The 22,496-nt window shown below is 43.2% G+C and carries 22 protein-coding genes; 6 read left to right on the forward strand and 16 right to left on the reverse strand.

Translation table 11 applies throughout. The features are described from left to right. Nucleotides 1-304: 304 nt before the first annotated feature. Complete coding sequence (locus J2Z65_RS31180; RefSeq protein ID WP_338111666.1) at nucleotides 305-2,095, reverse strand: PhoX family protein; 1,791 nt, start codon at nucleotides 2,093-2,095, stop codon at nucleotides 305-307. A 417-nt stretch (nucleotides 2,096-2,512) separates the two neighbouring features. On the opposite strand from J2Z65_RS31180, the gene J2Z65_RS31185 reads away from it, so the two are divergent. Next, nucleotides 2,513-2,872 carry a hypothetical protein gene (locus tag J2Z65_RS31185; RefSeq protein WP_167057076.1) on the forward strand — a complete coding sequence of 120 codons (360 nt, stop codon included), beginning with the start codon at nucleotides 2,513-2,515 and terminating at the stop codon, nucleotides 2,870-2,872. A gap of 6 nt (nucleotides 2,873-2,878) precedes the next feature. On the opposite strand, the gene J2Z65_RS31190 is transcribed toward J2Z65_RS31185, so the two are convergent. From J2Z65_RS31190 to J2Z65_RS31215, 6 genes are all read right to left on the reverse strand, one after another. Beyond that, entirely contained in the window at nucleotides 2,879-3,136 is a 258-nt protein-coding gene (locus J2Z65_RS31190; RefSeq protein WP_167057079.1) for a hypothetical protein, read from the reverse strand. An 81-nt stretch (nucleotides 3,137-3,217) separates the two neighbouring features. Then, the gene (locus tag J2Z65_RS31195; RefSeq protein WP_167057082.1) at nucleotides 3,218-3,607 is read right to left on the reverse strand and encodes a hypothetical protein; all 390 of its coding nucleotides are present in this window, start codon (nucleotides 3,605-3,607) and stop codon (nucleotides 3,218-3,220) included. 503 nt (nucleotides 3,608-4,110) lie between these two features. Beyond that, nucleotides 4,111-5,448: an ABC transporter substrate-binding protein gene (locus J2Z65_RS31200; protein ID WP_167057085.1), complete on the reverse strand. Its 1,338-nt coding sequence runs from the start codon at nucleotides 5,446-5,448 to the stop codon at nucleotides 4,111-4,113. Between the two features lie 14 nt (nucleotides 5,449-5,462). Beyond that, on the reverse strand, nucleotides 5,463-6,626 hold the full coding sequence (locus tag J2Z65_RS31205) for an efflux RND transporter periplasmic adaptor subunit (protein WP_167057088.1): 1,164 nt from the start codon (nucleotides 6,624-6,626) through the stop codon (nucleotides 5,463-5,465). A 20-nt stretch (nucleotides 6,627-6,646) separates the two neighbouring features. Beyond that, the gene (locus tag J2Z65_RS31210) at nucleotides 6,647-7,504 is read right to left on the reverse strand and encodes a carbohydrate ABC transporter permease (protein WP_209856223.1); all 858 of its coding nucleotides are present in this window, start codon (nucleotides 7,502-7,504) and stop codon (nucleotides 6,647-6,649) included. Nucleotides 7,505-7,529: 25 nt separating this feature from the next. Beyond that, the gene (locus J2Z65_RS31215; RefSeq protein WP_420850809.1) at nucleotides 7,530-8,414 is read right to left on the reverse strand and encodes a carbohydrate ABC transporter permease; all 885 of its coding nucleotides are present in this window, start codon (nucleotides 8,412-8,414) and stop codon (nucleotides 7,530-7,532) included. Between the two features lie 98 nt (nucleotides 8,415-8,512). On the opposite strand from J2Z65_RS31215, the gene J2Z65_RS31220 reads away from it, so the two are divergent. The 3 genes from J2Z65_RS31220 to J2Z65_RS31230 all read left to right on the forward strand — a co-directional run bounded on the left by J2Z65_RS31220 (nucleotide 8,513) and on the right by J2Z65_RS31230 (nucleotide 13,054). Continuing rightward, nucleotides 8,513-9,196: a response regulator gene (locus J2Z65_RS31220; RefSeq protein ID WP_167057098.1), complete on the forward strand. Its 684-nt coding sequence runs from the start codon at nucleotides 8,513-8,515 to the stop codon at nucleotides 9,194-9,196. Nucleotides 9,197-9,204: 8 nt separating this feature from the next. Beyond that, nucleotides 9,205-10,854: a sensor histidine kinase gene (locus J2Z65_RS31225; protein ID WP_167057102.1), complete on the forward strand. Its 1,650-nt coding sequence runs from the start codon at nucleotides 9,205-9,207 to the stop codon at nucleotides 10,852-10,854. A gap of 79 nt (nucleotides 10,855-10,933) precedes the next feature. Beyond that, entirely contained in the window at nucleotides 10,934-13,054 is a 2,121-nt protein-coding gene (locus J2Z65_RS31230; protein WP_244999182.1) for a hypothetical protein, read from the forward strand. A 62-nt stretch (nucleotides 13,055-13,116) separates the two neighbouring features. Here J2Z65_RS31230 and J2Z65_RS31235 read toward each other — a convergent pair whose 3' ends face one another. Together J2Z65_RS31235 and J2Z65_RS31240 are read right to left on the reverse strand one after the other, a co-directional pair. Next, a complete protein-coding gene (locus tag J2Z65_RS31235; RefSeq protein ID WP_167057108.1) occupies nucleotides 13,117-13,329 on the reverse strand; it encodes an NAD(P)-dependent oxidoreductase in 213 nt (70 codons plus the stop codon). 267 nt (nucleotides 13,330-13,596) lie between these two features. Further along, entirely contained in the window at nucleotides 13,597-14,052 is a 456-nt protein-coding gene (locus J2Z65_RS31240; protein ID WP_167057110.1) for an NUDIX hydrolase, read from the reverse strand. Between the two features lie 313 nt (nucleotides 14,053-14,365). Here J2Z65_RS31240 and J2Z65_RS31245 point away from each other — a divergent pair, with 313 nt between their 5' ends. Continuing rightward, nucleotides 14,366-14,776 (forward strand): HNH endonuclease, encoded by a 411-nt coding sequence (locus J2Z65_RS31245; protein ID WP_036634585.1) that lies wholly within the window; start codon nucleotides 14,366-14,368, stop codon nucleotides 14,774-14,776. 150 nt (nucleotides 14,777-14,926) lie between these two features. On the opposite strand, the gene J2Z65_RS31250 is transcribed toward J2Z65_RS31245, so the two are convergent. Together J2Z65_RS31250 and J2Z65_RS35535 are read right to left on the reverse strand one after the other, a co-directional pair. Continuing rightward, nucleotides 14,927-15,412: a hypothetical protein gene (locus J2Z65_RS31250; protein WP_167057113.1), complete on the reverse strand. Its 486-nt coding sequence runs from the start codon at nucleotides 15,410-15,412 to the stop codon at nucleotides 14,927-14,929. 177 nt (nucleotides 15,413-15,589) lie between these two features. After that, complete coding sequence (locus J2Z65_RS35535; protein ID WP_338111668.1) at nucleotides 15,590-15,919, reverse strand: alpha-amylase family protein; 330 nt, start codon at nucleotides 15,917-15,919, stop codon at nucleotides 15,590-15,592. A gap of 659 nt (nucleotides 15,920-16,578) precedes the next feature. Between J2Z65_RS35535 and J2Z65_RS31260 the strand changes: the two genes are divergently transcribed. After that, nucleotides 16,579-17,214 carry a hypothetical protein gene (locus J2Z65_RS31260; RefSeq protein WP_193580890.1) on the forward strand — a complete coding sequence of 212 codons (636 nt, stop codon included), beginning with the start codon at nucleotides 16,579-16,581 and terminating at the stop codon, nucleotides 17,212-17,214. Nucleotides 17,215-17,656: 442 nt separating this feature from the next. Here the strand turns inward: J2Z65_RS31260 and J2Z65_RS31265 are convergent, their stop codons facing one another. From J2Z65_RS31265 to J2Z65_RS31285, 5 genes are all read right to left on the reverse strand, one after another. After that, complete coding sequence (locus J2Z65_RS31265) at nucleotides 17,657-18,238, reverse strand: stalk domain-containing protein (RefSeq protein ID WP_167057115.1); 582 nt, start codon at nucleotides 18,236-18,238, stop codon at nucleotides 17,657-17,659. A 713-nt stretch (nucleotides 18,239-18,951) separates the two neighbouring features. Beyond that, nucleotides 18,952-19,317 carry a ribonuclease toxin immunity protein CdiI gene (gene cdiI / locus J2Z65_RS31270; protein WP_167057118.1) on the reverse strand — a complete coding sequence of 122 codons (366 nt, stop codon included), beginning with the start codon at nucleotides 19,315-19,317 and terminating at the stop codon, nucleotides 18,952-18,954. Nucleotides 19,318-19,360: 43 nt separating this feature from the next. After that, the gene (locus tag J2Z65_RS31275) at nucleotides 19,361-20,461 is read right to left on the reverse strand and encodes a pre-toxin TG domain-containing protein (RefSeq protein ID WP_167057121.1); all 1,101 of its coding nucleotides are present in this window, start codon (nucleotides 20,459-20,461) and stop codon (nucleotides 19,361-19,363) included. Further along, the gene (locus J2Z65_RS31280; RefSeq protein ID WP_209856226.1) at nucleotides 20,458-21,639 is read right to left on the reverse strand and encodes a hypothetical protein; all 1,182 of its coding nucleotides are present in this window, start codon (nucleotides 21,637-21,639) and stop codon (nucleotides 20,458-20,460) included. The genes J2Z65_RS31275 and J2Z65_RS31280 overlap by 4 nt, the downstream gene beginning before the upstream one ends. Beyond that, nucleotides 21,626-22,165: a hypothetical protein gene (locus J2Z65_RS31285; protein WP_167057130.1), complete on the reverse strand. Its 540-nt coding sequence runs from the start codon at nucleotides 22,163-22,165 to the stop codon at nucleotides 21,626-21,628. Before J2Z65_RS31285 ends, J2Z65_RS31280 begins: the two co-directional genes overlap by 14 nt. Between the last annotated feature and the right edge of the window lie 331 nt (nucleotides 22,166-22,496).

A 22,496-nucleotide genomic window follows, 5' to 3' on the forward strand; every position in this document is an offset into this window, starting at 1 on the left:
ATTCCCCGTTATGTTAATTCTTTTTTTATCAATTCTTTGACTTTAATATAACATTTTATTGAAGAAATGTTCTCCATTAGTTGAACAAAGGCTGCCGATTATCCCGGCAGCCTTTTAAGGTATGTTTATTGAGAAAACGATCACCGTTAGTGGAATATTTCTACTTTAATTAATCCCAAAATATCTTAAATTCTTGGAATAGATTTATAAGCGCTGAGATTTCCCCTTTTTATTCCTACGTACAATTATAAAAAAAATTTAAAAAAGCAGTCTTGCTCACAAGACTGCTCCAGAAAATACACACTTATTTATCTTTTTTTGCTTTAATATCCCCATCTAAAGATGGAAGCCCAGCAAAGTACCCTACATATCCAGGGTTTTGTGAACTGTTCATGAGATAAGTAAATCCATCTAGATTATCGATCATTTGTAATCCAGTAGACTCCCCACCACCTGGAACTGAAAGGATGCGAGAAAGCTTCTTAGTATCCACATTGTAAGCCCATGTATAACAATTTTCATGATTATCAGAGTCTTCAGCAATAAATAAGGTTCTCATTTTTGGCGAATAGACAAGGTTGTCTGGGTTAGCAATTTTATCTACGTTCGCTTTATTACCGTCTGCATCCGGGGTAGCCAGATCCTCACCCATCACAAGACCAGCCATGCTTACAGGAACATAATGGCTATCAATCTTTTCGCCATCTTGGGTTTTACGGTTTGGTTGGAAGGAAAGCTCATAAACTCCACCCGCACTAATTTTTGGCAATTGAATGTCATCGGCAGGTGCGGTAGGTTCAGCTAGCATCGTGTTTTCCTGATAGGAAATGGCTAAGTATGCCTTATTATCTTTTTCGTTGAAATCAAGACCTTCCATTTTATTAAATTCTACCGTTGAACCAACGTAAGCTGCATACCGATGTGTTTCTAAGAAAGCAGCGGCTTTTTCCATTCCTGACTTCACTTTCAGCCATTCCACTTTTTTACCGTTAGCTGGTGTTTTTACTGGCGTGTATCCCTCAGCTTTCCCTTTAACAGCGTCATCCGTCACGTCGAAAATGTCACTGAATTTCTTGGTTTCCGCCAATTGCTGAATTTCTGCATCGCTTGCATGTCCAAGCTTGATCCATTCAAGATTTGCCGAAACTTCATTGTCTGTACTAGTCTGAATCCACTTTGCGGCATATAATGTTCCTGCTGATAAATCTTGAGCTTTGTCGGCTACATACATAAAGAATCCACCCGGGTTGCTGTCAACACCATAAATCACTGTTCGGTTATCAGGCATGACCTTAACACGCTCAAATGCCATCCGACCCATGCTGTAATGTTTGACAACACTTGTATCTCCATTCGCGCTCACCATAACTTCAGGTACATGGCCATAATAATAAGGATTTCCGATCATAGTCGGATCATTATAATAGTTTTTCATAAAATTTGTAACAGGAGATTTAGAAGGATTCGCTTCATGAGCTCTAGCATCCGGATCTGTCTCTTCGGAACCAAGATGTGTATTCCAAGGAGTTAACAATCCAGCACATGGCTTCCAAATACCGTGTACGGCTGAAAAGTCGATAGGTTTGATATCCACAACCGTAAGTTTACCAGTAGCCGGATCCATTTTTACCGTACTTAAGCTCATTGTTCCTGGGTTTTCAAGCCCATTTTCATTCTTCGGCATCGATTCATAGTGACTGATCATATAATAGGTGTTTTCCTGCAACCCAGGCACTTTCATTAAACTATTCATATCCGGTGCAGTCGACACATAGGGAGTACCGTCTGCTTTAGTCATTATCTCACCATTTGCATTCATTGTGATACCGGCTGTTTTGCCATTAATCACATCACCAGGTCTGAACAATGTTTCATAGCTTAGCGGAAGTGTTTTTTTGCTCCCATCCACATATGTAACTTCTACCGATGCTTTCGAATACATCAGATTATTCTTCTCTTGATCCGTTTTCGGTGCATCCATTCCTATGAAATCTACCGATTTGATTTTCTGTTGGTCATGAGGTGCAGCCAAAACAGAACCTACGGATGAAAGTACAAATGATGCTGCAAGTGCAGGTATGATGAATTTCTTCACTCTCTTCACTCCTTTATATTTGTGCCTCAGTAAATGGTTACAAATACTAGTTTAGAAGACTTTCATTATTTAAATGTTTTGTAGAGTTAAAGTTTTGGTAAAATTCAAAAAAAACATTTCTTTATTGTATCACCCATAGCATATGTAATCTTCTTTCTCAAGAAAAGTCACATGGAGCACTGTATTATTCCATACTTTATTCCGCTATCCTGCCCTTTAGTTCAACGAAAAAGCAGCCGATCATTCTGGCCGGCTGCCGCGGTGTTCGTATTGAACTAACGTTCTTACGTTAGTTCAATACGAAGTTTGGTACAGGGTCTCCAATCTGATGGAAATATATTAGGGTTATCATACAGTCAAGCAGGTCTCTATTTGAATTTAATATAGTACTTCTTAAGAGAAAGGAGGGGAAGCCAAATGAGCAAAAAACTTACTACTGGACCTGTGGACAGAGACTTCTTTGAAGATGATCTCGCCAACTGGCATTTGGAGTTATTTAACAACGGGGATGAAAAGGTTAAAGTAAAATTGGAAGTGTTTCAACTTGAACCACCGGCATTGATTGGCACTAACCATACAAAATTGCATCCGGGTGAATACAATAATCTCACTGTTGATACGCAAGGAAATGAACACACCTTGGTAGTGATAACAATTTCGGATGAAGAAAAGGACATCCTGCTAACACTCTACGGTAGAAATAACAACAACGATAATCTTTCTGGAGCCGTTTATCAACGTGCATTACTGGTAAAGATCGATAAGATTGAGATTTAATCGGTATTAGAACAAACTCCCAAGTTCCGTATGGAACAAGGGAGTTTGTTTTGCGCTTGATGGCGTCGACATGTCCGGCTGCGTCAGGCTGTATATCGTAATATCCAGCGTTTTCGAAGCGCCGCCGATAACGCCGAGGATGACAGCCAGCAGCACGAACGGAATGACGTTGACATTCAACGCAAATTGAAGAAATAAAATCAAGACCGGCAAGTAGCCGATCAGCATTTCCTTCCCATATAAAAAAATAATCGGAATGTCCACTATCCTCCGTTACTTCAACGAAACCAGGGATCAGCTGCCGCGGGGCGGGCTGCTCCCTGCTTATTACGCTATCGTTCCCCGTTAGCTTAATCCATAATAACTCCTATAAAACTCCAAAACTTTATCCCTTCCTATCGTCTTGAGGTTCGTGAGATAATCTAATTCTTTTGCCGCTTCAGCGGTTTTTAATGTTTTTAAATATGAAATGGTTTCTTCTAGTCCCGCACCTATAAGTAGTTCCCCATCAATATAACAACCTGTATCGAAATCAATATTTTTTGCTTTCCATATCAGCAATGTATCCTCAGCAATTCCATAAGTATATACAAGGATACAGAGTGTTTTCAGGTATTCATTATCCTCGCGCTCCTCATTTAAAGACTCTCTACCCAGAAACTCTTTAAGAATATCCCTGTGTTCTCTCATTGGTTCTAAACCATACTTTTCAAGTAGTAACTCAGTTCTGTCCATATAATCATCACCGTTTCAAAATATTATTAATTGAACTAACGTTCCTCGTTAGCGAAATGACTTAAATTTATTCCAATACTTTAATAATTTTTTTAGCAGTTAATAAGCATTCACTTTTATTTTATTTGCGCGAAGGATCCAAATGTTGAAGCATAGATTCAATAAACCCTGCTATTCGCTCAGGCTCCCTTGACCCGCTAGAGTGAATGCATTTTAGTATTTCATAACTTTCGATAACGTAGATCTTTAAATCTAATGGGTCCCATTCGGCAATGATTTTATGTATTTTGTCTCTTTGAGAATTAATAACAATTCCTCCCCAAATTCTTTAATTACAATATATTCCACGTATCTCTCTGCTATCCTGCCCGTATGCATGGAAAAGGCAGCCGATCGTCATGGCCGGCTGCCGCAGTGTCTTTATTCAACTATCGTTTTCCGTTAGGTTAATCACTCATTAGAAAAATGCGAAAATCCCATCTTCAAAATATTGCCATGCACTATTATTCGTTCAAATACGTGTTCACACGGTTCTGGATCAGCTTGCTCACTTCTTCTGCCGATTTCTGGCCGCTCATGTACGATTCGAATTCTTCCATGGCAATTGAGACTACTTTCATATCGCTGGAGCTCTTCACACCCGCTCCCTCGAGAAGCTTTTTCAAGGCTTGGATTCGCTCATCCACCATTTTGTCATCCGGCTTCATCTTCGGCATTTGCAGCTTACCGTTAGCGATACTTTGTATGGCTGCATCAAGCTTTTTCTCGATAACCGCTTTATTCAGCGGCAGCCCCATCAGATCAGACGAAGATTGCATTTCGTCAGACAGCAGGAACTTGATGAACTCCCATGCTTCCGGCTGAACCTTCGATTTGCTGTTCAAACCCAGACTGAAATAGGTTTTGAATCCTCCTCCCTGCGCCTTCCCGTCCACCGTAGGCTTTTGAAAATTACTCGTATTGGCCGGCTGTGTTATAGCCTGCTCCGGACTTGCCAATCCATACATCGAGAACAGGGATTTGCTATAATCATACGAAAACTCAGCTTTGAGGATGCCTTCGTCATACATAGCCTTGATCTGGCGCATCATATTCCGGAACAAATCCGAATCAAAATTGGCTTTGCCCTGCTGTACGAGCTTCGAATAATTACTATCAATGTAATCTGCTAGCAATTGGTTAGGGAACAAGTTGACAATGCCTACATAATCCGAACCCGCTTGCTGTTTCAGCTTCTTGGCGATGTCCTTGAATTGATCCCAGGTCCATGTCTTGTCGTCGATCTCAACGTTCGCCTTCTTCAGTAGGTCAGTATTTCCTTCCATGACGTCAAGCGCGAAAGCAAACGGCATCGCATACAAGCCATCCCCGTTTTGCGAGGCTTTGAGAATATTCGGGTAGTATTTGCTTTTATCAAAGGATGAGTCCTTTGCCATCAAGTCGTACAGGTTGACCAACAGTTTCTTTTCGACAAATTTATCTTGGGGCAAGCTGTTCATGGCGATCAAATCGGCACCTTTGCCGGATGCGACCTGGGTAGTGACCGTTTGCACGAATTTCTCCATATCCGCCTGCGAGGTCGCCTGCTTCATCCCGTTACCGTTCGAAGCCGTAGCCAAATATTCTTTAATTTCAATATGGATCTCCGGATGCTGATCTTCAAATTTCTGTGCCGCGGTTTCCAGAAACCGATCTGAGCTCTGTACGGCAATAACGACGTTTTTTTTGCCTCCTGACATTTTGGACCCCGGATCCGGGGAAGTAGCAGCATTATTGCTGGAGCATGCGGTCAGAAATAATAATCCGGTTAATAATGTTATCGCCCATTTTTTAGTTCTCAATGTCTTTCATCCTCTCAATTTAATCGAATCCGGTTGCCATCCTGCAGCGGTTCGCTTGTTTCCTTTATGATTTCTTCCTGCGGGGCAATACCGGAGAGAACGATAATTCCTTCTTCCGTTTCGTCCCCCGTATTAACTTTGGCTTTTTGCACATAGTAAGAGTTTCCGAGCGGACTTTTTTTCTCGCGAACGACGAACACATAGCTATCTGCCCCGTCTTTCTTGAGCATCTCTTTGCTTATTACCAGCCCCTGCAGGTTGGCCTGCTTCTCAATTCGGACAGTCGCTTGCTCACTTCCTTGAATGCCTTCGCCGGATACGGCGATGACGACAGTTTTTTGCGGCTTGCCTCCGCTATCTACCCCGCCATCTTCTGCTCCTCCTCCGCCACCCGGCTTGGTTGAACCTCCTTGGCCATCGCCGGAGACCGTCTGTCCGTCTTTAATTTCCGTAATCGTGCCCTTCACGTTGAGAGGCTTCCCATCTTTGGTAACGACAGGCGTTACAGCTTCTCCGATTTGCAGCAAAGCAGCCGAATCTTCGTTCGTCGAGAAGGATAGCTCGTACCCTTCATGGGTGTTCACAAGCGTAATCAGCGATTGGCCTTGAGGCGTGGCCGTTCCTTCCTTTGCTTTGATATCAGCTACGATCCCGTCAAATGGAGCCTTTAAGGTGCTTTTCTCTGATAAATCATTGCGCATGCTATCGACTTTCCGCTGTGCGATATCCGTATCGAGCTGATCGATTTCCAAATCCCTCTTCGCTTTTCGAATCTTGGCCTCATCTCCCTCCTGTTGAGCTGCAACGAACTGTTCCTTCAGCGCTTCACGGTTCAAGCTCATCTTTTTTAACCGGTCCTCTTCATCCAGTAACTGCTGCTTGTCAGCGGTATCGTCAAACGTAATAAGTACCTGGCCTTTTTTGACCTGATCGTTTTTGCTGACATTCACTTTAGCAACCTTCCACCCGTTATCGCTGACGACATCGTTTTTTTGCTTCGGGGTGATGACACCGCCGCCTCTAATCGTATGGGTCAATGTCTTTTTGACCGGTTTCTCTGTCGTTACTTTAGGGAGTAAGGCGGTTTGAAATGTATTGCTGAACAAGGTCAAGCCGGCGAGCACGATAAAAAACAAGATAAATAGTGTAGTAAGCAGTCGTTGTCGTTTTAAAACCATTTTTCATATCTCCTTTTTCGCTATCCTTTGATACCGGACAACTGAATGCCTTCAATAAAGTACTTTTCTGCACATAAAAACAGCAGCACCATAGGCATCATATAAACAACGGAAGCGGCGAAAGAAACGCCGAATGCTTCTTTTTGAATTTGGGACAAAAACACAGACAGCGGCTGCAGACCGGGATCTTGCAAAAATATTAGAGGCTGCTCAACCATATTCCAGTAGTCGGCGAACAATAGAACTACAAGTGCAGCAATTCCCGGCTTTACCATCGGGAGTACAATGGTCGTAAAAGTCCTTACATAACCGGCCCCGTCCATCTTAGCTGCTTCCATATAGGCAAAGGGAATATGCAGCATAAACTGCCGCAGCAGGAACACCCCGAAAGCGGCGAATACGCCGGGCAATATGATAGAGCTTGGGGTATCTAACAGTCCCAGCCAGTCCGCCATAATATAATTGGGCACCAAGGTTACCTGAAAGGGCATCAGCATAGTGATCAAATAGAGCAGGAACAGGGTCTCCCTTCCCGGAAACCGCAGCTTCGCGAAAGTGAATGCAGCCATGGCTCCGACGACAACCTGACCGATAATGATGGGGGCTACCATCAAGACCGAATTCCAAAACATATGCAAAAACTGGGGTGTAGCGATAAGAACCTTGAAATATTGTGCGAACGAAACCCAGTCCGGAATCCATTTCAGATTCACAAAATCGCTCATATCGCTTTTCCCCAGCATGCCGTAATTGGCCATAATTTCCCGTTCCGTCATGAACGAATTCACGACCGTCAGAACGACGGGCATCAGCAGCAAAGCAGCAACAGTCATCAAGACGATGGTTCGCAGATAAGGCATCACGCGTTCTTTTAACATAAATTTCACCTCACAAGACCTTTAATTATTCCATAAAGGAACGGAACTTCTTCTCGGCGCGAAATAATATAAGCACGAGCACTAGAATGGATAAGGCCATTAATGTCGCCGCGGCCGACAGCTTCTGAATGTCCAGCGACAGGAACATATTGTTCATATAGTGCTGCATCATATAGATACGATCATGCGGATAAGCACCAGCGACCAGGTACGTCTCCCGAAACACCTTGAACGAATTCAATATGGACATCAATACAACCAGAAAAGTAGTAGGCGTTAAGTATACGAGCGTAATACTGAAAAACTTTCGCCTCGAGCTTGCCCCTTCCAAATTAGCAATTTCGTAATACTGGTCTGGAATATTTTGCAGTCCTGCCAGAAATAGCACGACATTATACCCGATGTTTTTCCATATATAAATCAATATGACGACAAAACCTGCCCAATCCGACTTCATCCAATCGATCCGATTCAATCCGAAATGGTTCAACACAACATTCATTGCACCATTCCAATCGAACAGGATCTGCCAGACGAGAACAATAGAAGCTACCGGCACGACAAGCGGGAGCACATAGGCCGTCCGCAGCAAATTCCGGAAGAAGACACGTTGATTCAGCAGCAGCGCCACGACCAGAGATAATGTGACCAGGATCGGCACGCTGACGGCGGTGAACCAAAAGGTATTCGCTGCTGCCTTCTGAAACGATGAGCTAAGCAGCAATTCCTTGTAATTCGACAAGGTTAAGGATGATCTGTTAAGCCCGTCTTGAAAGGAATATAACAAGCTTGTTCCAAATGGAATCAAATAGAACAAGCAAAATCCAATAAAGCTTGGAGTGAGAAAGCTCAGGGCAACGAACAGCTCCCTGCGCGCCAAGCGTTGCATTTTCATAACACTTTCCTCCATAATAGTTGTGATTTGCTTTTCACCAAGCAATTTGAATCTTATAGGTCCAATGTGACAACCAGGTGACAGCGTACGAATAAGGAGGAAAGAGACTTGTAATGGCCAAGCAGCCCTTAATATTAATTGTGGAAGACGAACGGCGGATGAGGGAATTGATCGCGGATTATTTGGAGGAAGAGGGCTTCGAGATTAGTCAAGCCGACAACGGATATGAAGCGCTTGACCAAGTACGCCTTCATCCTCCCGATCTGGTCGTGCTCGATATTATGATGCCGGGCATGGACGGTTTTGAAGTATGCAAGCATATCCGCAATCATTCTAAAGCGATTATTGTCATGCTGACCGCCAAATCGGAGGAAGAAGATAAATTGCATGGATATGAATTGGGCGCGGATGATTATGTAACCAAGCCATTCAGCCCCAAAGTATTGACAGCCAAAATTAAAGCGCTGTTAAATCGTTGGATTTCGCAAGAAGACGGTGATCAGCGAATTAAAAATCAGGATATAGAAATTGACGAAAAGGCTCATGAAGTCTATATTCGCGGTGAATTACTGGAATTATCTCCGAAAGAGTACGATTTACTATTATTTTTCACAGATCACCCTAATGTCGTATTAACCAGAGACGCCCTGCTCGACCGCATATGGGGAATGGACTATTATGGTGATGTTCGGACGGTGGATACGCACATTAAGCGTCTGCGCAAAAAACTGGGCGATAAAGCAGACTGCATCCAAACCGTACGCGGGAATGGATATAAATTTCAGGACAAGCGATGAGGCCAATCATGAAAATAGAGCGATTGTCTTATAAAGTATTTTGGGCTACATTAATCGGGTTAATGATATTTATCGTAGTTTGGGTAGTGCTGCAAACGAAATTTTTCGGCACTTTTTATACGTATCAAAAAACAAAAGAACTATCTCAGCAATTTGAGGAAGTTTATAAGTTATACGCAGATGGCCGATACGAATTGAACTCAAAGCCCATTGAAGTATACCAATTTGAACAGCGATTTTACGGCTTAACAGCTGCTTTGTACCAACGTGGAACACAGATTGAAGTATACACCGGAGGGTATATTACAATGCCAGCTATGCCTATGTCTCCTGCGGAAAAGCCCCCCAATTACGAAATTGACATTCATTCCGGAAGCCCGTCGAACAGCTCGAATGAGGAAAAACTGTTGCCTTCCATTCCGGCAAGCTCAAACAGCGGCATCAATACTGACCAACTTAAGACAACATTGAACACTTGGCTGCAACATACAGATAGGTTGAAAGCCCTTTCCAAACCAGGACAAATATCTGTAACGAATATATCGTCACTCGATGACCGTAACGAAAATATGCTGCTTGCCGCAGTCAAGCTTCCGGACGCTGTGAACCAGTCCGGTGGAGCCGCCTACCTGATTGCACTAGCTACGCTTAAGCCTGTTGGTGATGCCGTTCAAGTGATGAGCCGATTTTATGTGTACTTTTATGCAATGGCTGTATTGCTCGTTATGCTTTTTGCCTTTTTCTTCTCCCGCACGATAACAAGCCCCCTTGTCCATTTAAACAAGGTAGCCAAGCAGCTGGCCAAGCTGGATTTTTCGGCTAGTGCCCGAATTAACCGAAAAGATGAAATCGGCCAACTTGCGGAAACGATGAACCACCTTGCCCTTAACTTGCAGACGACGATGGCGGAGCTGCAGGAGGCGAACGCCAAACTGCTTGCCGATATCGAGAAAGAAAAGCAGCTGGAACAACTGCGCAAACAATTTGTAGCCAGCGTATCGCATGAATTGAAAACGCCGGTCAGTCTGATCCAAGGCTATGCCGAAGCGCTTAAAGATAATGTAGGGCATGGCTTGAAAAGAGATAAGTATGCGGGCGTTATTATTGAAGAATCGGAGAGAATGGCGCGGCTTGTATCCGACTTGCTGGACTTATCCCAATTAGAAAGCGGCCGGTTTGCATTGCAATGGACCCAAGTTCCAATTCATGAGATTGTCCGGTCGGTATTAAATAAAATGATGTCTTTCATCCATGAAAAGTCCATCAGACTTGAATGGGTAGAGCATCTTGAGCAAGAGCTGTGGGTACGTTCAGACAGGCAGCGGCTAGAGCAAGTGCTGATCAATTTGCTTGGAAATGCGATACGTCATGTGCCGATCGGAGGACAATTGACATTACGAGTAATTCCCGAATCATCATGGGTGCGGGTAGAGATCGAAAACGAGGGACAGCCTATTGCTGAAGAAGATTTACCTTATATTTGGGACACATTCTACAGAGCGGACCGCTCGGGAAGCCGTGAATTCGGAGGGACCGGTATCGGGCTGTCCATCGTGAAAGCCATTTTGCAGCGACACGGCAGCAGCTATGGCGTGCGTAACGAAGACAACGGAGTAACGTTTTGTTTTACCCTTCCACTTGAGGAAAATATCGAATAGCAGCGCATTGTCACCCAGTTGTCACATTGGAGATTTAGGATGTAAAGCGTAGATCAACCAAGACAAACTGAGGTGGACAATGATGAATACAAGTTGGGCATCACGAATAACAAGAGCTGCATTGGTTATGACTTTAAGCTTCGCACCGATGACAACAACGACGGTAAATGCTTCATCGAGCGAAAGTCAGAATATAGGCTCCATATCGCCATTTGACAGCATGATTATTGAATTGAACCAAGTGACACTCCTTCCCGATCAAGCAGGCAGTACGGTCACATTTACGTTAACCGTCCGGAATAACGGAAATTCCGATCAGACTCCCATGGATTACTGGATGAGACTGAAAAGTAAATCAGGGAGCCGATACAACGTTCAACTCATGCCATCGGATAAAAACAAAAGCCGGGTACCTGCCAACTCTTCGAAGCAATTTACATATTATTCCAAGGTTGAAAGTGGAATCAAGCTGCAGGACCTTGAGGTGGAATTTTACAAGTTGGATTTCAGCCAGCCGAATTTTGAACGCAGTCTGGGACAAATTCCTGTTCCAGCCTCATATTCGGGAGTAACACCCGCTGATGAGGGTTCCATCATTCAGGTTGACGGAAACGATATACAAGCGAAGATCCACAAGTTTTCGCGAGGCAAGAATGAGAAGAATTATTTGCCGGGCATTACTCTAAGCATGGAAAACGTCGGTGATACCCAGCTAACGCTGCCAGATTATCGATTTGCCATACGCACTTCCGAAGGTCTGGTTTACCCGCTGAATGCAAAAAATGGAAAGGATACGAGCATTAACCCCAAAGAAGCGAAGGAATTGCAGCTTAGCGGCACTATCCCGATTTCCGTCAATCCGGATGACTGGGAGCTACTCATTACACAAAGCGTAACGGATTTGAAAATGAACACACTTGTCAGCGATATAAAGCTGCCGCCAGTTATTCAAGTATCCGGAGGGGAGCCTGGTCAAGAATATCAATTTAGTGACAAATCAGGCGAGTACACAGCCCAGTTGAACGAAAGCTACCGTCTCCCTTGGGAAGATCAAGATATCTTGAACGCGAACGTCAAACTAATCAACAAAGGCAGCGACTCGCTCCCCATCCCGAATATGACCGCTTACTTTCTGCTTGATAACTCCGTTAAAGTTGAAGTGAAGCTCGTGCAGACGGACAAAGCAATCAGCATCAATGCCGGGTCCAGTATAGATTTTCAAGCTGTCGGCAAGATTCCCTACACCACCCAATTTGATCATATTAAATTAGTGCTTCAGGAAAAAGAGAGCGATACACAAACAATCGATCTTGTGGAACTAACAGGACAATCCGATCTGCAAGCGATTCCGTTTATAGGCTCAGACTCGTCTTATAAACGCGAGGATATCGGATGCAATTCCAAGTACACGGTCTCCTCCATCAATACCTATACAGGACCTGCAGGCGATCTTCTCTCCGCAGAGCTTGAAGTAGATAACCTGGAGAAGCGCTTCAATGCTATCGCTCCGATGGTTGCCCATTTCCGAGCAGCTGATGGCACCATTTTCCCGGCGCAAGTGTCCGAAATAACCAATCCGATTGGCCCCAGCGGCAAAGCACGGTTTCATGTGTGGACAACGCTTCCGCAAGGCTATACTACAGAAAACATGCAAATCATTCTCGGAGATGCGGTCACAATCACCAAGGATGATAAACAAGAGGTAAACAAACCGGATGCTTACGTCAAGCCCGTTTCCTTCGGATTGCCTGTCGAGAAGAATGACGTCAAGAATACGCTGAAGCAAATCGAACTATTCCCATACACCATTTCTATGAGCAGAATCGGCACTTCGATCGATACTGGCAAATTCTACTTGAATTTCGATTATGACATTACGAAAAACAGTCAGACCGTGACGAATACGGAAGGTCATAAGCTGGTGCTTGTATTTGACGATCATTCAGGGAATGTATCCTTCGAAAGGTCATACAACCTGAAGGATTTTGAAAACCCGCCCGGAGATAAGACCACAGAAACCGAGAGTAATCAACTGAAGCTTGGCAAAAAACAATCGTTTACGATCTCAGTGAATGATCAGAATCTTATTTACAAGACAGAATTTTTGAAGAAATACAACTTGAGCATTTATGATGAATTTAACGGGCAGCGCAAACTGTTAGGCAAACAAAGTATCGACTGGTTCGTTTACTCGGACTAATAGAGGATCATCAAGTTTTATTCACCACATTTACAGGTTGCCCTTCCAGAAAAGAACCTACATTACTTGCCGTAAAATCCAATAAACGGGATCTTGCTTGTGCGTGTAGCCCACTCCATATGAAGTGTAATGATGCAATTGCTGGCTTGAATTAACGGATGATCGGGTGCAAGCAGCTCAATCGAGAGCACATCCAGCCCTGCCCCCGCAATCATCCCTTCAGCTATCTCTGAACTTTCTCGTATGTCGACAGAACGGCTTGCTGCTGCTTTCAAACTAATGATTCGACCTAGACCAAACCTCGCTTAGGTTGTATCTGGGACGTGAACAAGTTGGTACGGCAGTAGATGAAAGTTTGATATTTCGAAGGCAGATTTGCACTCCCAATCTTTAAAGCTGTCAGGGCATAAATGCCCTTAGGAAGGCTCGGTACGGCGTATCTCCCGTCTTTGTCCAGCTGTGCAATCACTTTCGTATCTTTAATATCATTCTTTGTAGGAGAATTGTCGTCTAGTTCTTGCTTTTCTTATGTCGTGATTGAACTATCGTTCTTCGTTTAAGAGGTATTGCTTGATGATTGGCAAATCGGGTGGACTGATTTCAGATGGAATTTCCTTAGAATCAAAAAAGCGTAAATCCATCACTTCTTCTCCATCCTTTTCTAAAGTGCCGATATAATCATTACATACATAAGCGGTCACAACATTATACACTTCGTCACCATGAGGATATTTGTAATAAAACTCGTTGCCTGAAAACACATCAAACAATGTTAATGAGTTCGCGCTTAAACCTGTCTCCTCAAATAGTTCTCTCTTAGCTACATCTGGGAGGCTCTCTCCTGGTTCTAATGAACCGCCAGGTAACCCCCACAAACCATTGTCGGTTCTACGTTGTAATAATAAACGATTCTTATCGTCGGTTAATAACACACATGCACCAGCCATGATTATGGGGTGTGTGCCTATAAGCCGTCTTAACTCCATAATATAACCCAAGATGATTGCTCCTCTGAAAGTGATATGATTTGTATTATTATTTCTTAGTGGAATGTCTAAGTTCCTGTCTATTCCTAACCGAAGTTACTGTGTTATCCTGCCAGTTTGCTTAATGATAAAATCAACATCGAGTTTTAAAAGAGCCTAACAAAAAAAGCCCCGCGGGAGCTTTCCCAGCGAGGCTTCTTGTTATCGAGCTGCTAAGGAATTTAACATATCCGATACTCCTCTCGTCTCCAACAGAAATAACCACGTATCAAATAAACAAATTGTCTGTGGTTATACTAACTTTAGCCTTAGGAGGCGATTAACTATGATACGAGTACTCAATGTGGATGGCCAAAAACTAACCCCATGTTTACTTCACCGGGCTTGGAGGGAAGTTAATCGAGCCCGTGCAGTCTGGATCGACGAGCAGACAATCCAATTACTTTACAACCCATTTTTATTTCGAGACTATCGAAAAGCTGCATTAAAACGGGATCATTACACTTGTTTGTGGTGTGGACGTCCCGCAACGACTGTAGATCATATTGTCCCTTCAAGCAAAGGAGGCTCAGATCTTCCCCAAAACTTACTCGCTTCTTGCATTGAATGCAACACGAAACGAGGAAACCGTTCAGCGTTCTCATATCTTTTAGAAAAAGTATTTTCCGTGCCGAATTCAATCAAGCTCTGTTACCGCATCATTAAAGCTAAACATAACCATCGTCGAGCGAACTGATGTAAGTACTCTTCACCGCCTTGAGGCAGTTTTTATCTTTATAGGGCGTCCAATAGGCATAGTTGTTTCCTAATTGGGGAAGCAGGAGGAGTAAATGCGGTTCATATGCAGGTTGCCGTTTCTTCATGTTTATTGAGCTATCGTTCTCCGTTAGTTTAATCGTGTAGTTACAGCATTTTCATAAAAGACTTGATAGGTCTCTTCATAATCTCTAGGCATCCAATTTCCAAATCCCATACCTTCATATAAATTTATTTTGTTTTTATTGATGACACAAACACTATTTGCATATCTAGGGGCATAACCTTCGCCTGAATTTCTTAACAACAACATCACCTTACTTCCCTCTTCAGGAAAATCGAAAGTAACCCATAAATGCATCTGATCTTTGTCTTGCTTCAAGTCAATTTCATTTTGATGTAGGTTACCTTTCAAAACAGCATCAATTGTGATTGTAACTTCCCTGTGTTTTTCTATGTAATCACGTTTTTTAATAACTCCAACGACTATGTGGTCTGAACTATCAATCATTTCTTGCGGTGAGATGACAGGCATCTTAGCATTTAACTGAGGTATCAATGGATTACACAATGTTAGACAAATCAACATCATAAAACTTATTCCAGTTTTGCCCATAGTTACCCTCCAATTCAACAGGTGTTTAACATAATATCCCCATTAAGTCCTCAACTAACCGATACTCAAGATAACTTCCCAATAGCTTAATGACAAAAGGAGCAGCTGCCACGGCAATCTGCTCCAAGGTTTGTTTGAACTAACGTTCTGCGTTAGTTTAGTATGAAGGCCAATGATTTAACGCTTCCTGTACCAAGGAAGTCTACCGAGTGGTACATCAATTTGCAGGTTCGTTGGTCCCTCCACGAAAGTACCGTCATCTCCTATCCAAATACCGAATGAGAACGTCACATTTCGGGTCCTCAAGCCCTTTACTATAACGGGTGCAACAAGTAGAGAGCCCCCCAGCATGAATTGATCTTGGATCGTCTCCATGCCTTCTTCTGGAAATTCATAAGCCATGTGACGCAGAATCGGCTCTCCAGTGATGGCTGAGTGCTTTGCAAGGTCCAGAATCTCTGAACCGAACTGTGCATGGAGTTGGGCTGCCTCTACGCAGTATCGCAAGTGCTTGTCATCCAGAACCCGCCAGGGTGCCGCAGAGAACTGCATCATAGGGAACAAGGCAGAGCACTGAGCATAACGGACAAATAATTCTGGATCCTATTTATCTGCCGTGAAACTCATATATTGGCCCCCGCCGATCATGTCGGGTATGTATATGCATAGCCAAGTAGCCCTTGTGCTAATGGAAGCGGGTTTACTTTGTTAAACATCAAGGAATTATGTGATCTCTGTTCTAATGAGCCAAACCGGAGGTCTGGTACGCTCGCAATCGAGCGCATCGCTCCAATTTTATTGAACGAGCACCTGTTAATGACGTTTGATGTCTTAGAATGGGAATCGGACTGCCGAGAATCACAGGAAGATATAGTTGTAGACGAGCGTGCCGGTAACTCTGCTTCCATAGTTCGGAGATGAAATGAAAGGGAATGTATTCATTAGCGAAATCTCCCGTTATTTTAATGAATTCGGGATGTCTCCGATCCGGTTGGAACTTGCCTAGATACTGAATCCTACAATGTAGGTAATAATTTGCAGTACTACAATGAAGAGTGTTGATTGTTGCCAAGAAATGATTCATTTGACTATTATATTTGCCACTTTCTGTTTGAATGCTAGTCTCATATTATGCTTGTGAACGACTAGGAAAGGAAGTGGACGAAATGTACAAAAGAACTGTCACAAAAAATAACACTAAAAACGTATACATTCCGGCACAACAAGTACAAAAACCTACAATAAATAAGGGAATCTCCGCTGGCAGTATAAGAAAAAATCTAGCTTCCGCTCAAAGATCATTGAATGCACAAAGACCCATTGTTATTACCCAAACTACTACAATCAGTACGAATAGCAGTTGGACAAACGCAATTCAAATTGATAGAAATCCAGCATGGGTAGCACCACAAGCGGGCGAATCTTATGTTTGGGGGAGAAATGATTCGAATGGTCCAGCGGCCGTGGTCGCCAGAAGATTTACACTCAACAGGGATTTAGATGAAATTGACAACGCTACTTTATTCCTGTCCGTTGATAACTTCGCCATCGTATTGATAAATGGTAGAGCTGTAGTTATCGACAACCCGCAGAACAATGTTTCTTTCTTTAGCTCCGGAAGAACATTCGATATCGTGCGCTTCCTTCGCAGAGGTAGAAATGATATAGTCATTGCCGGTTTTAACTTCCCTTCGAATGCCAACAGAAGTGTGAACAATCCAGCAGGTATCCTTGCACGTATCCAAATTGATTTAGAACCGTTATCAAGTAGAAAACAGCGAAATAAACGTAACAATAAATGATTGATTTGATATATATGTGGCGTGAATGGTTAATTGGTAATTGATGCCGATTTCCTACTAAACGCGGCCCAGATATTGGGGCCGCGTTTCACGTTTTGTAAAAGTGATCAGAATCGTAATCTAGCTTCGAATGTTTAACATGAGCTGAAAGTTACACCTTGTTTTTTAGTATTATTATTGTATGGTTTATCATGTTTTGAAAACTTTGACGTTGATTTTCTTTTAATTTCGGATTGTTAAAAAAATGAAGAAGGGAAAATTATTATTACGGGGACTCATTATATTCCGACCTTAGTTTGCATTCACCATTCTGCCATTTCTAATATCTCTTTGTAATCACAATATTCATTTATGATTTCTTTTCTTTCGAGAAAATACATTATCCAGGCTATCCATATTGTGTCGTTTTCTTTTTCGGCTCTTAGCAATACCTCTATGAAAGCTACTTCCCAGGACCTCCACCCAATATATGATAATTCACCGCTCCAATATGTAGTTTTACGTTAGAATATGCCCTAAAATCACCTGTATCAACTGCTTCAAAGGTTTTCGTTTTATTACCAAAATTTGTTCCAGTTATAGCAACGTCACCAATTTTTTCGCCTTTATCATTATAGAAGGAAAGATTTGCTCCTACCATGTTCTCCTCATTACCCATATTCTCCATTTTCAATTGACCTGTAACTTTTGTGTTATTCCCATCTTTAGTTAATATTAAATTACCAACAGATATACTTTTGTAATCTGGGTCAGTTAAATCTAGGTCTCGATTTTTAACAAAAATCTTTTGTGATTCCATATCATAGTCAATGGTTGCCCCCATACTTTCAGCTACAAAGCGAATAGGTACATACGCATGCCCATCTACATTAAAAACCATATAATCGTTATTTAATTCAATACTACTTCCATTAATTTCAAAACTTGTTGGGAATAATAAAGCTTGAATAGAGTCCGACGCAAAAGCTACAGATGAACAGGCAATAACCAAACCGAAGCCTAAACCTAAAAGAAATTTTTTCAATTAAACACACTCCTTTTCATTGTTATAAATATAGACGCTAAAGATTTCAGTTTGTTGTAAAAAAGGAAATTAATTGAAAACCATCTCCGATTAATGGGGTTATTACTACGCAATTCTGCCCGTTACTATAACGAAACCAGGGAGCAGCTGCCGCGTGGCGAGCTGCTCCCTGGTTATTGCGCTATCGTTCTTCGTTAGCTGAATGACTTGAGCGTTCCTGATTCATGATGTTCTCTTGAATAAACGGTAATACACATAAACGCTAATAAAATAAATTGGAAATAAAATTAGCCCTACAAAAGTAGAGAACAAAACAATTGTAGCCTTCTTGTCTTCATTATCTGAATCAAAATTAGTAAATCCATAAACAATCAGGATAAACCAGACTATTGTTAGTAAATATCCAAATTTATAAGGCAGTTTCATTTAATTCACTTCCTTTCGTAATAAGAGGAGCTGTTATAAAAGTTAACCGTAATTGAAGATCTTAAGTTGCAAATAGAATTATTCTGCCGGTTAGTACAAAAGGCTGCACGCGGCAGCCTTTTGTGGTTTATTATACTATCGTTCTTCGTTAGTGCAATGATCTAGTATTTCTTTCAACGCCAAAATCAATTCCTCTGTTGTTCGGATTTTTCTCATTTTGGGGGACATGGTTTTTACTACATAATCGTGTTCCTCTTTCGATGAATCTGTCATAGCGTCCTCATCATTTAAACCAATTTTAATATTTCCTTTATTTTTTCTAGATATTGAAAAATTTCATTCTCTCTACTAGGATTACGTTCTATAAAATCTTTACTGGCCTTTTGCAAATAATAGAAAAAATCATCGTAGTCAACAACCAGTACTTCATTCTTCTCCACAGCAGGATGTTCATAAAAGTATGCTACACCGGTCTCTCCAAAATAGCCCTCTTCCCAAGGTTGAAGTTCATTCGCGAAAAGACACCATATAGAACCTATTCCAAAGCCTTGTCTGTTACAATAATTCTTTATGGCATCCAAAAAGTAAGATTGGCCTAAATTAGCGTAATATAATTCTATCAGGTCTTTTTCCCTCTTATTTTCAGTGATCATAAGATACTCCTTCAGGTAGTATTAATTTAACATCAATAAAAAGTTATGGCTTCTCAAGGATCGGGAAGAAGTTAGTTATTTCACCGTTTTCAATATATCCTTGAAATTTAAGTCCGTTCGGGGCAGTACCAGTTAGTATCCTTCCATTTGTTGATTGTGTAGCATTTGCCATTGCCTGCCGTCCCCACTCTAACATTTTTTCATCCGGTATTACACTTGGGTCGTACACCGTCTTCGGGAAGGGAATGTTTTTATACTGCCCTTCAATTATTTGGCCTGTCATATCTTTGGCGGGTAATTGATATTTTATTTCATATACACCATCGATTGTTGGATGAGGTGTTCTAGATATAATTAAGTCATCCATATTCCAACCATTCTTAGTAAAAACCTCTTCAAAATTATGAAGATTGTGTCCCCCAAGAATACCTCTCCCCTTCTTCCAGACGACATCTTCAACTTCTGAGAAGTGTGTATCGTATCCGGGCCTTAATTTGTAAAGAAGAACTTTTGGTTTTCCGCCTTCACCATCATTCGGTCGGATGGGATCGCTGTCGCCGTGGCCCGAGGAACTGCCTCGCCCGCCGCTATCGTTAGGTGGTTTGGCAGCGCCTCCGGAACCGGCCTCCGGTGTTGGAGTGCTTTCGCCGTCTGCATCTCGCGATCGCCTTGGCCCACTTCCGGCGTCAACATCAACCGCCCTGCGCGAACCTTTGGACGGGACTCCGGTCCGTCCCGCCCGGCCGGCATCCGCCAATTCGTCTAGCTCGTCGGCATGGCGCAATCCTTTGCCAACATCGCCGCCGGCATCCAAAATATCGCCGATTCTCCCGATTTTCCCTATTGCACCGAAAGGAACGAGATTGAGCGCCCTTTCCCAGGTTTCGAGCTCTTGGCCGGTAATCAAGTCTTTGCCCGTAATCGCTTCGATAATGCCCTTCACCTGTCCCACGACGGGGACAAAATTAAGCCCCACACTAAGCAGCGTTGCGAATATCCCCAAACCGACGGTCGCGGCGACAGCGGCTCTCTGCGTGTTGAAACAATCGGTCAAGCTCCCGCAGTTGTCGGCCGTCGCCGCGTCCGGAAACGCAAAAAACAAAATCACTGCGATAAGCGTCCCTAAAGGGAAATAACGGATCATTTCGACGGCTCACCTTCCTTTGGCCGGACGATCGGAAGCTGGGGGGTGAGCAGGAAAATAATTATCATCGAAAGCGCAGTCATCAGAAGCAGCGGCCGGAACGTATTCGTAGAACGCAGCATATTTTCCAATATCGCCGAAGCTATGATTTTAATCAGAATAAACCCGATGACCAATCGGAGGAGCAGCGGAATCTTATCCATCCACTTGGCCCAGACGCCGAAAGGAACGGGTATTAACTGTTTTCGGACCGCCAGCAGCACAAAAATCAATGCTCCGATCAGCACGGGATCGATGAACGATTTATAAATTCCCGCAATCATCAGAACTGACCACAACGCGGCGGCCGCGGTGGAAAACCATGGGTTGATCCGGTCTCCGAGCGAACGGACAGGGGGAAGATCCCGCAGCTCTCGCTCCAGCTCCTCAAGTGGCTTTCCGACCTCGCTGCGAAACGCCGTCATCCCCTGCAGCAGCATTCGAACGGCGGCGATTACGATCGCAACAAAGATGATGACCCACTCATAATGCTGCAAAGGAACGGTTGCCTTCGCCGGAGGATTGGTTGAAACCCAGGTGAATACCGGCCTTATCAGAACCGGCACGGTTTGCGTCCAGAAATACACGAGCACTCCGGTGAGCAGCACGTACAGTGCGGCAGCAACTTTGAAGCCGGTTTTCAAAGGTAGGAAAGGAATTAGAAGCTGTGCGGTCAGCGCTTTAGTTACCATGGGGATTTTTACCGTTAGCAGAAATAAAAGACCATACTCGATCAAAAGCGGTAACCTCACCTTACCGACATGCTCCAAAAAACCCTCGTTCCGCCGCCATCCGACCTGCGTCCAGCTTGTGTGGTGCAGAAAGAAATCGCCGACGATAAAGCCGACGATAAAAAGCAGTCCGAGGTTCGCGCTGCTTATTCCGAAAATGGCCGCAATCATAACCACTATAAGTGATTCGCTGAAAACACTTTCGAACCCCGGATGCCACCAGCCGATCGCAAGTCCTGCGATCAGCGCCAGCAAAGGTGCCCAGGAGGCAACCGCAGGCCATGCGGCCAGGTAAAGTCCGTCGAGGAATGTGAACGGAAGCTTACTGGAGAACCGGCTAGCCAGCAAAGGCAGCTGAACCCACCAAAATCGCACGAACCGTTGACGAAACGGCTTAGACTGAGACATGGACAGGTGTCTCCTTTCTCAAGATCAGTTTCCTCGCCGTATAACCAAGAACCACACCATAAACGATGTGGCCGAACACGGAAACCGAAACGAGCTCGTCGAGAGCTTTCACGTCAAGCCAGCCCGGATACACGGTAACCATCGCCAGTTCGAGGATCATCGCCCAAACCAAGCCTGCCCAAATGCCTTTGCGTCCGAATGCAACCGTATAAGCGATCCCGAATGTCGTACCGTTGGCGATATGGAATACGGCTCCAAGCATGCTGACCCATAGACCGGTCGCTTGTTCGCCGGCGAGCGCTTTTCCGAATATCCCGAAAATATCGAACGGCCAAAATTGAAAGCCCGTCACTTTAATTAGTACGAATCGGGAAAGATCGTACAGGCATGTGGCCAGAAAACCAGCGATTGTCCCGTAACCGATAAGCCACTTGATTTCGGATTGTTTTTCGGAAGATATTCTTCTCCAAATCATTCTTCCAATCATGAATGCCAGTATCAGAACGCCTATCAAAGTGTATAGCATGGAAATCCCCGAAAAAATATAAACCAGCAATGAAGCCCCAGTCGATAAAAAAAATGCAGCAAAAATAAACGTTTTCGTCTTTATACTAATTTCCCTCCTACCGGGCTCATCCGAAGATTAACTCTTCCCTTTTTTTTCGTTCCTGCAATTAAAGCGAACATGTTTCAAACGGTCTAAATTGTAATGATACGGAAAGTTTAAATCCAACGTCTTCTCAGCCTCCAAATAGTTTTTTTTCATACTCTAAATATTTCGTATCAATATTGGTAATTTATGGGTGACGGGTTTAAAAATATTTTGTATTTTTTCTCATTTATTTTCTTCCAGTTAC

Origin of the sequence: Paenibacillus aceris (genome assembly GCF_017874035.1) — a bacterium.
Lineage (GTDB): Bacteria > Bacillota > Bacilli > Paenibacillales > NBRC-103111 > Paenibacillus_E > Paenibacillus_E aceris.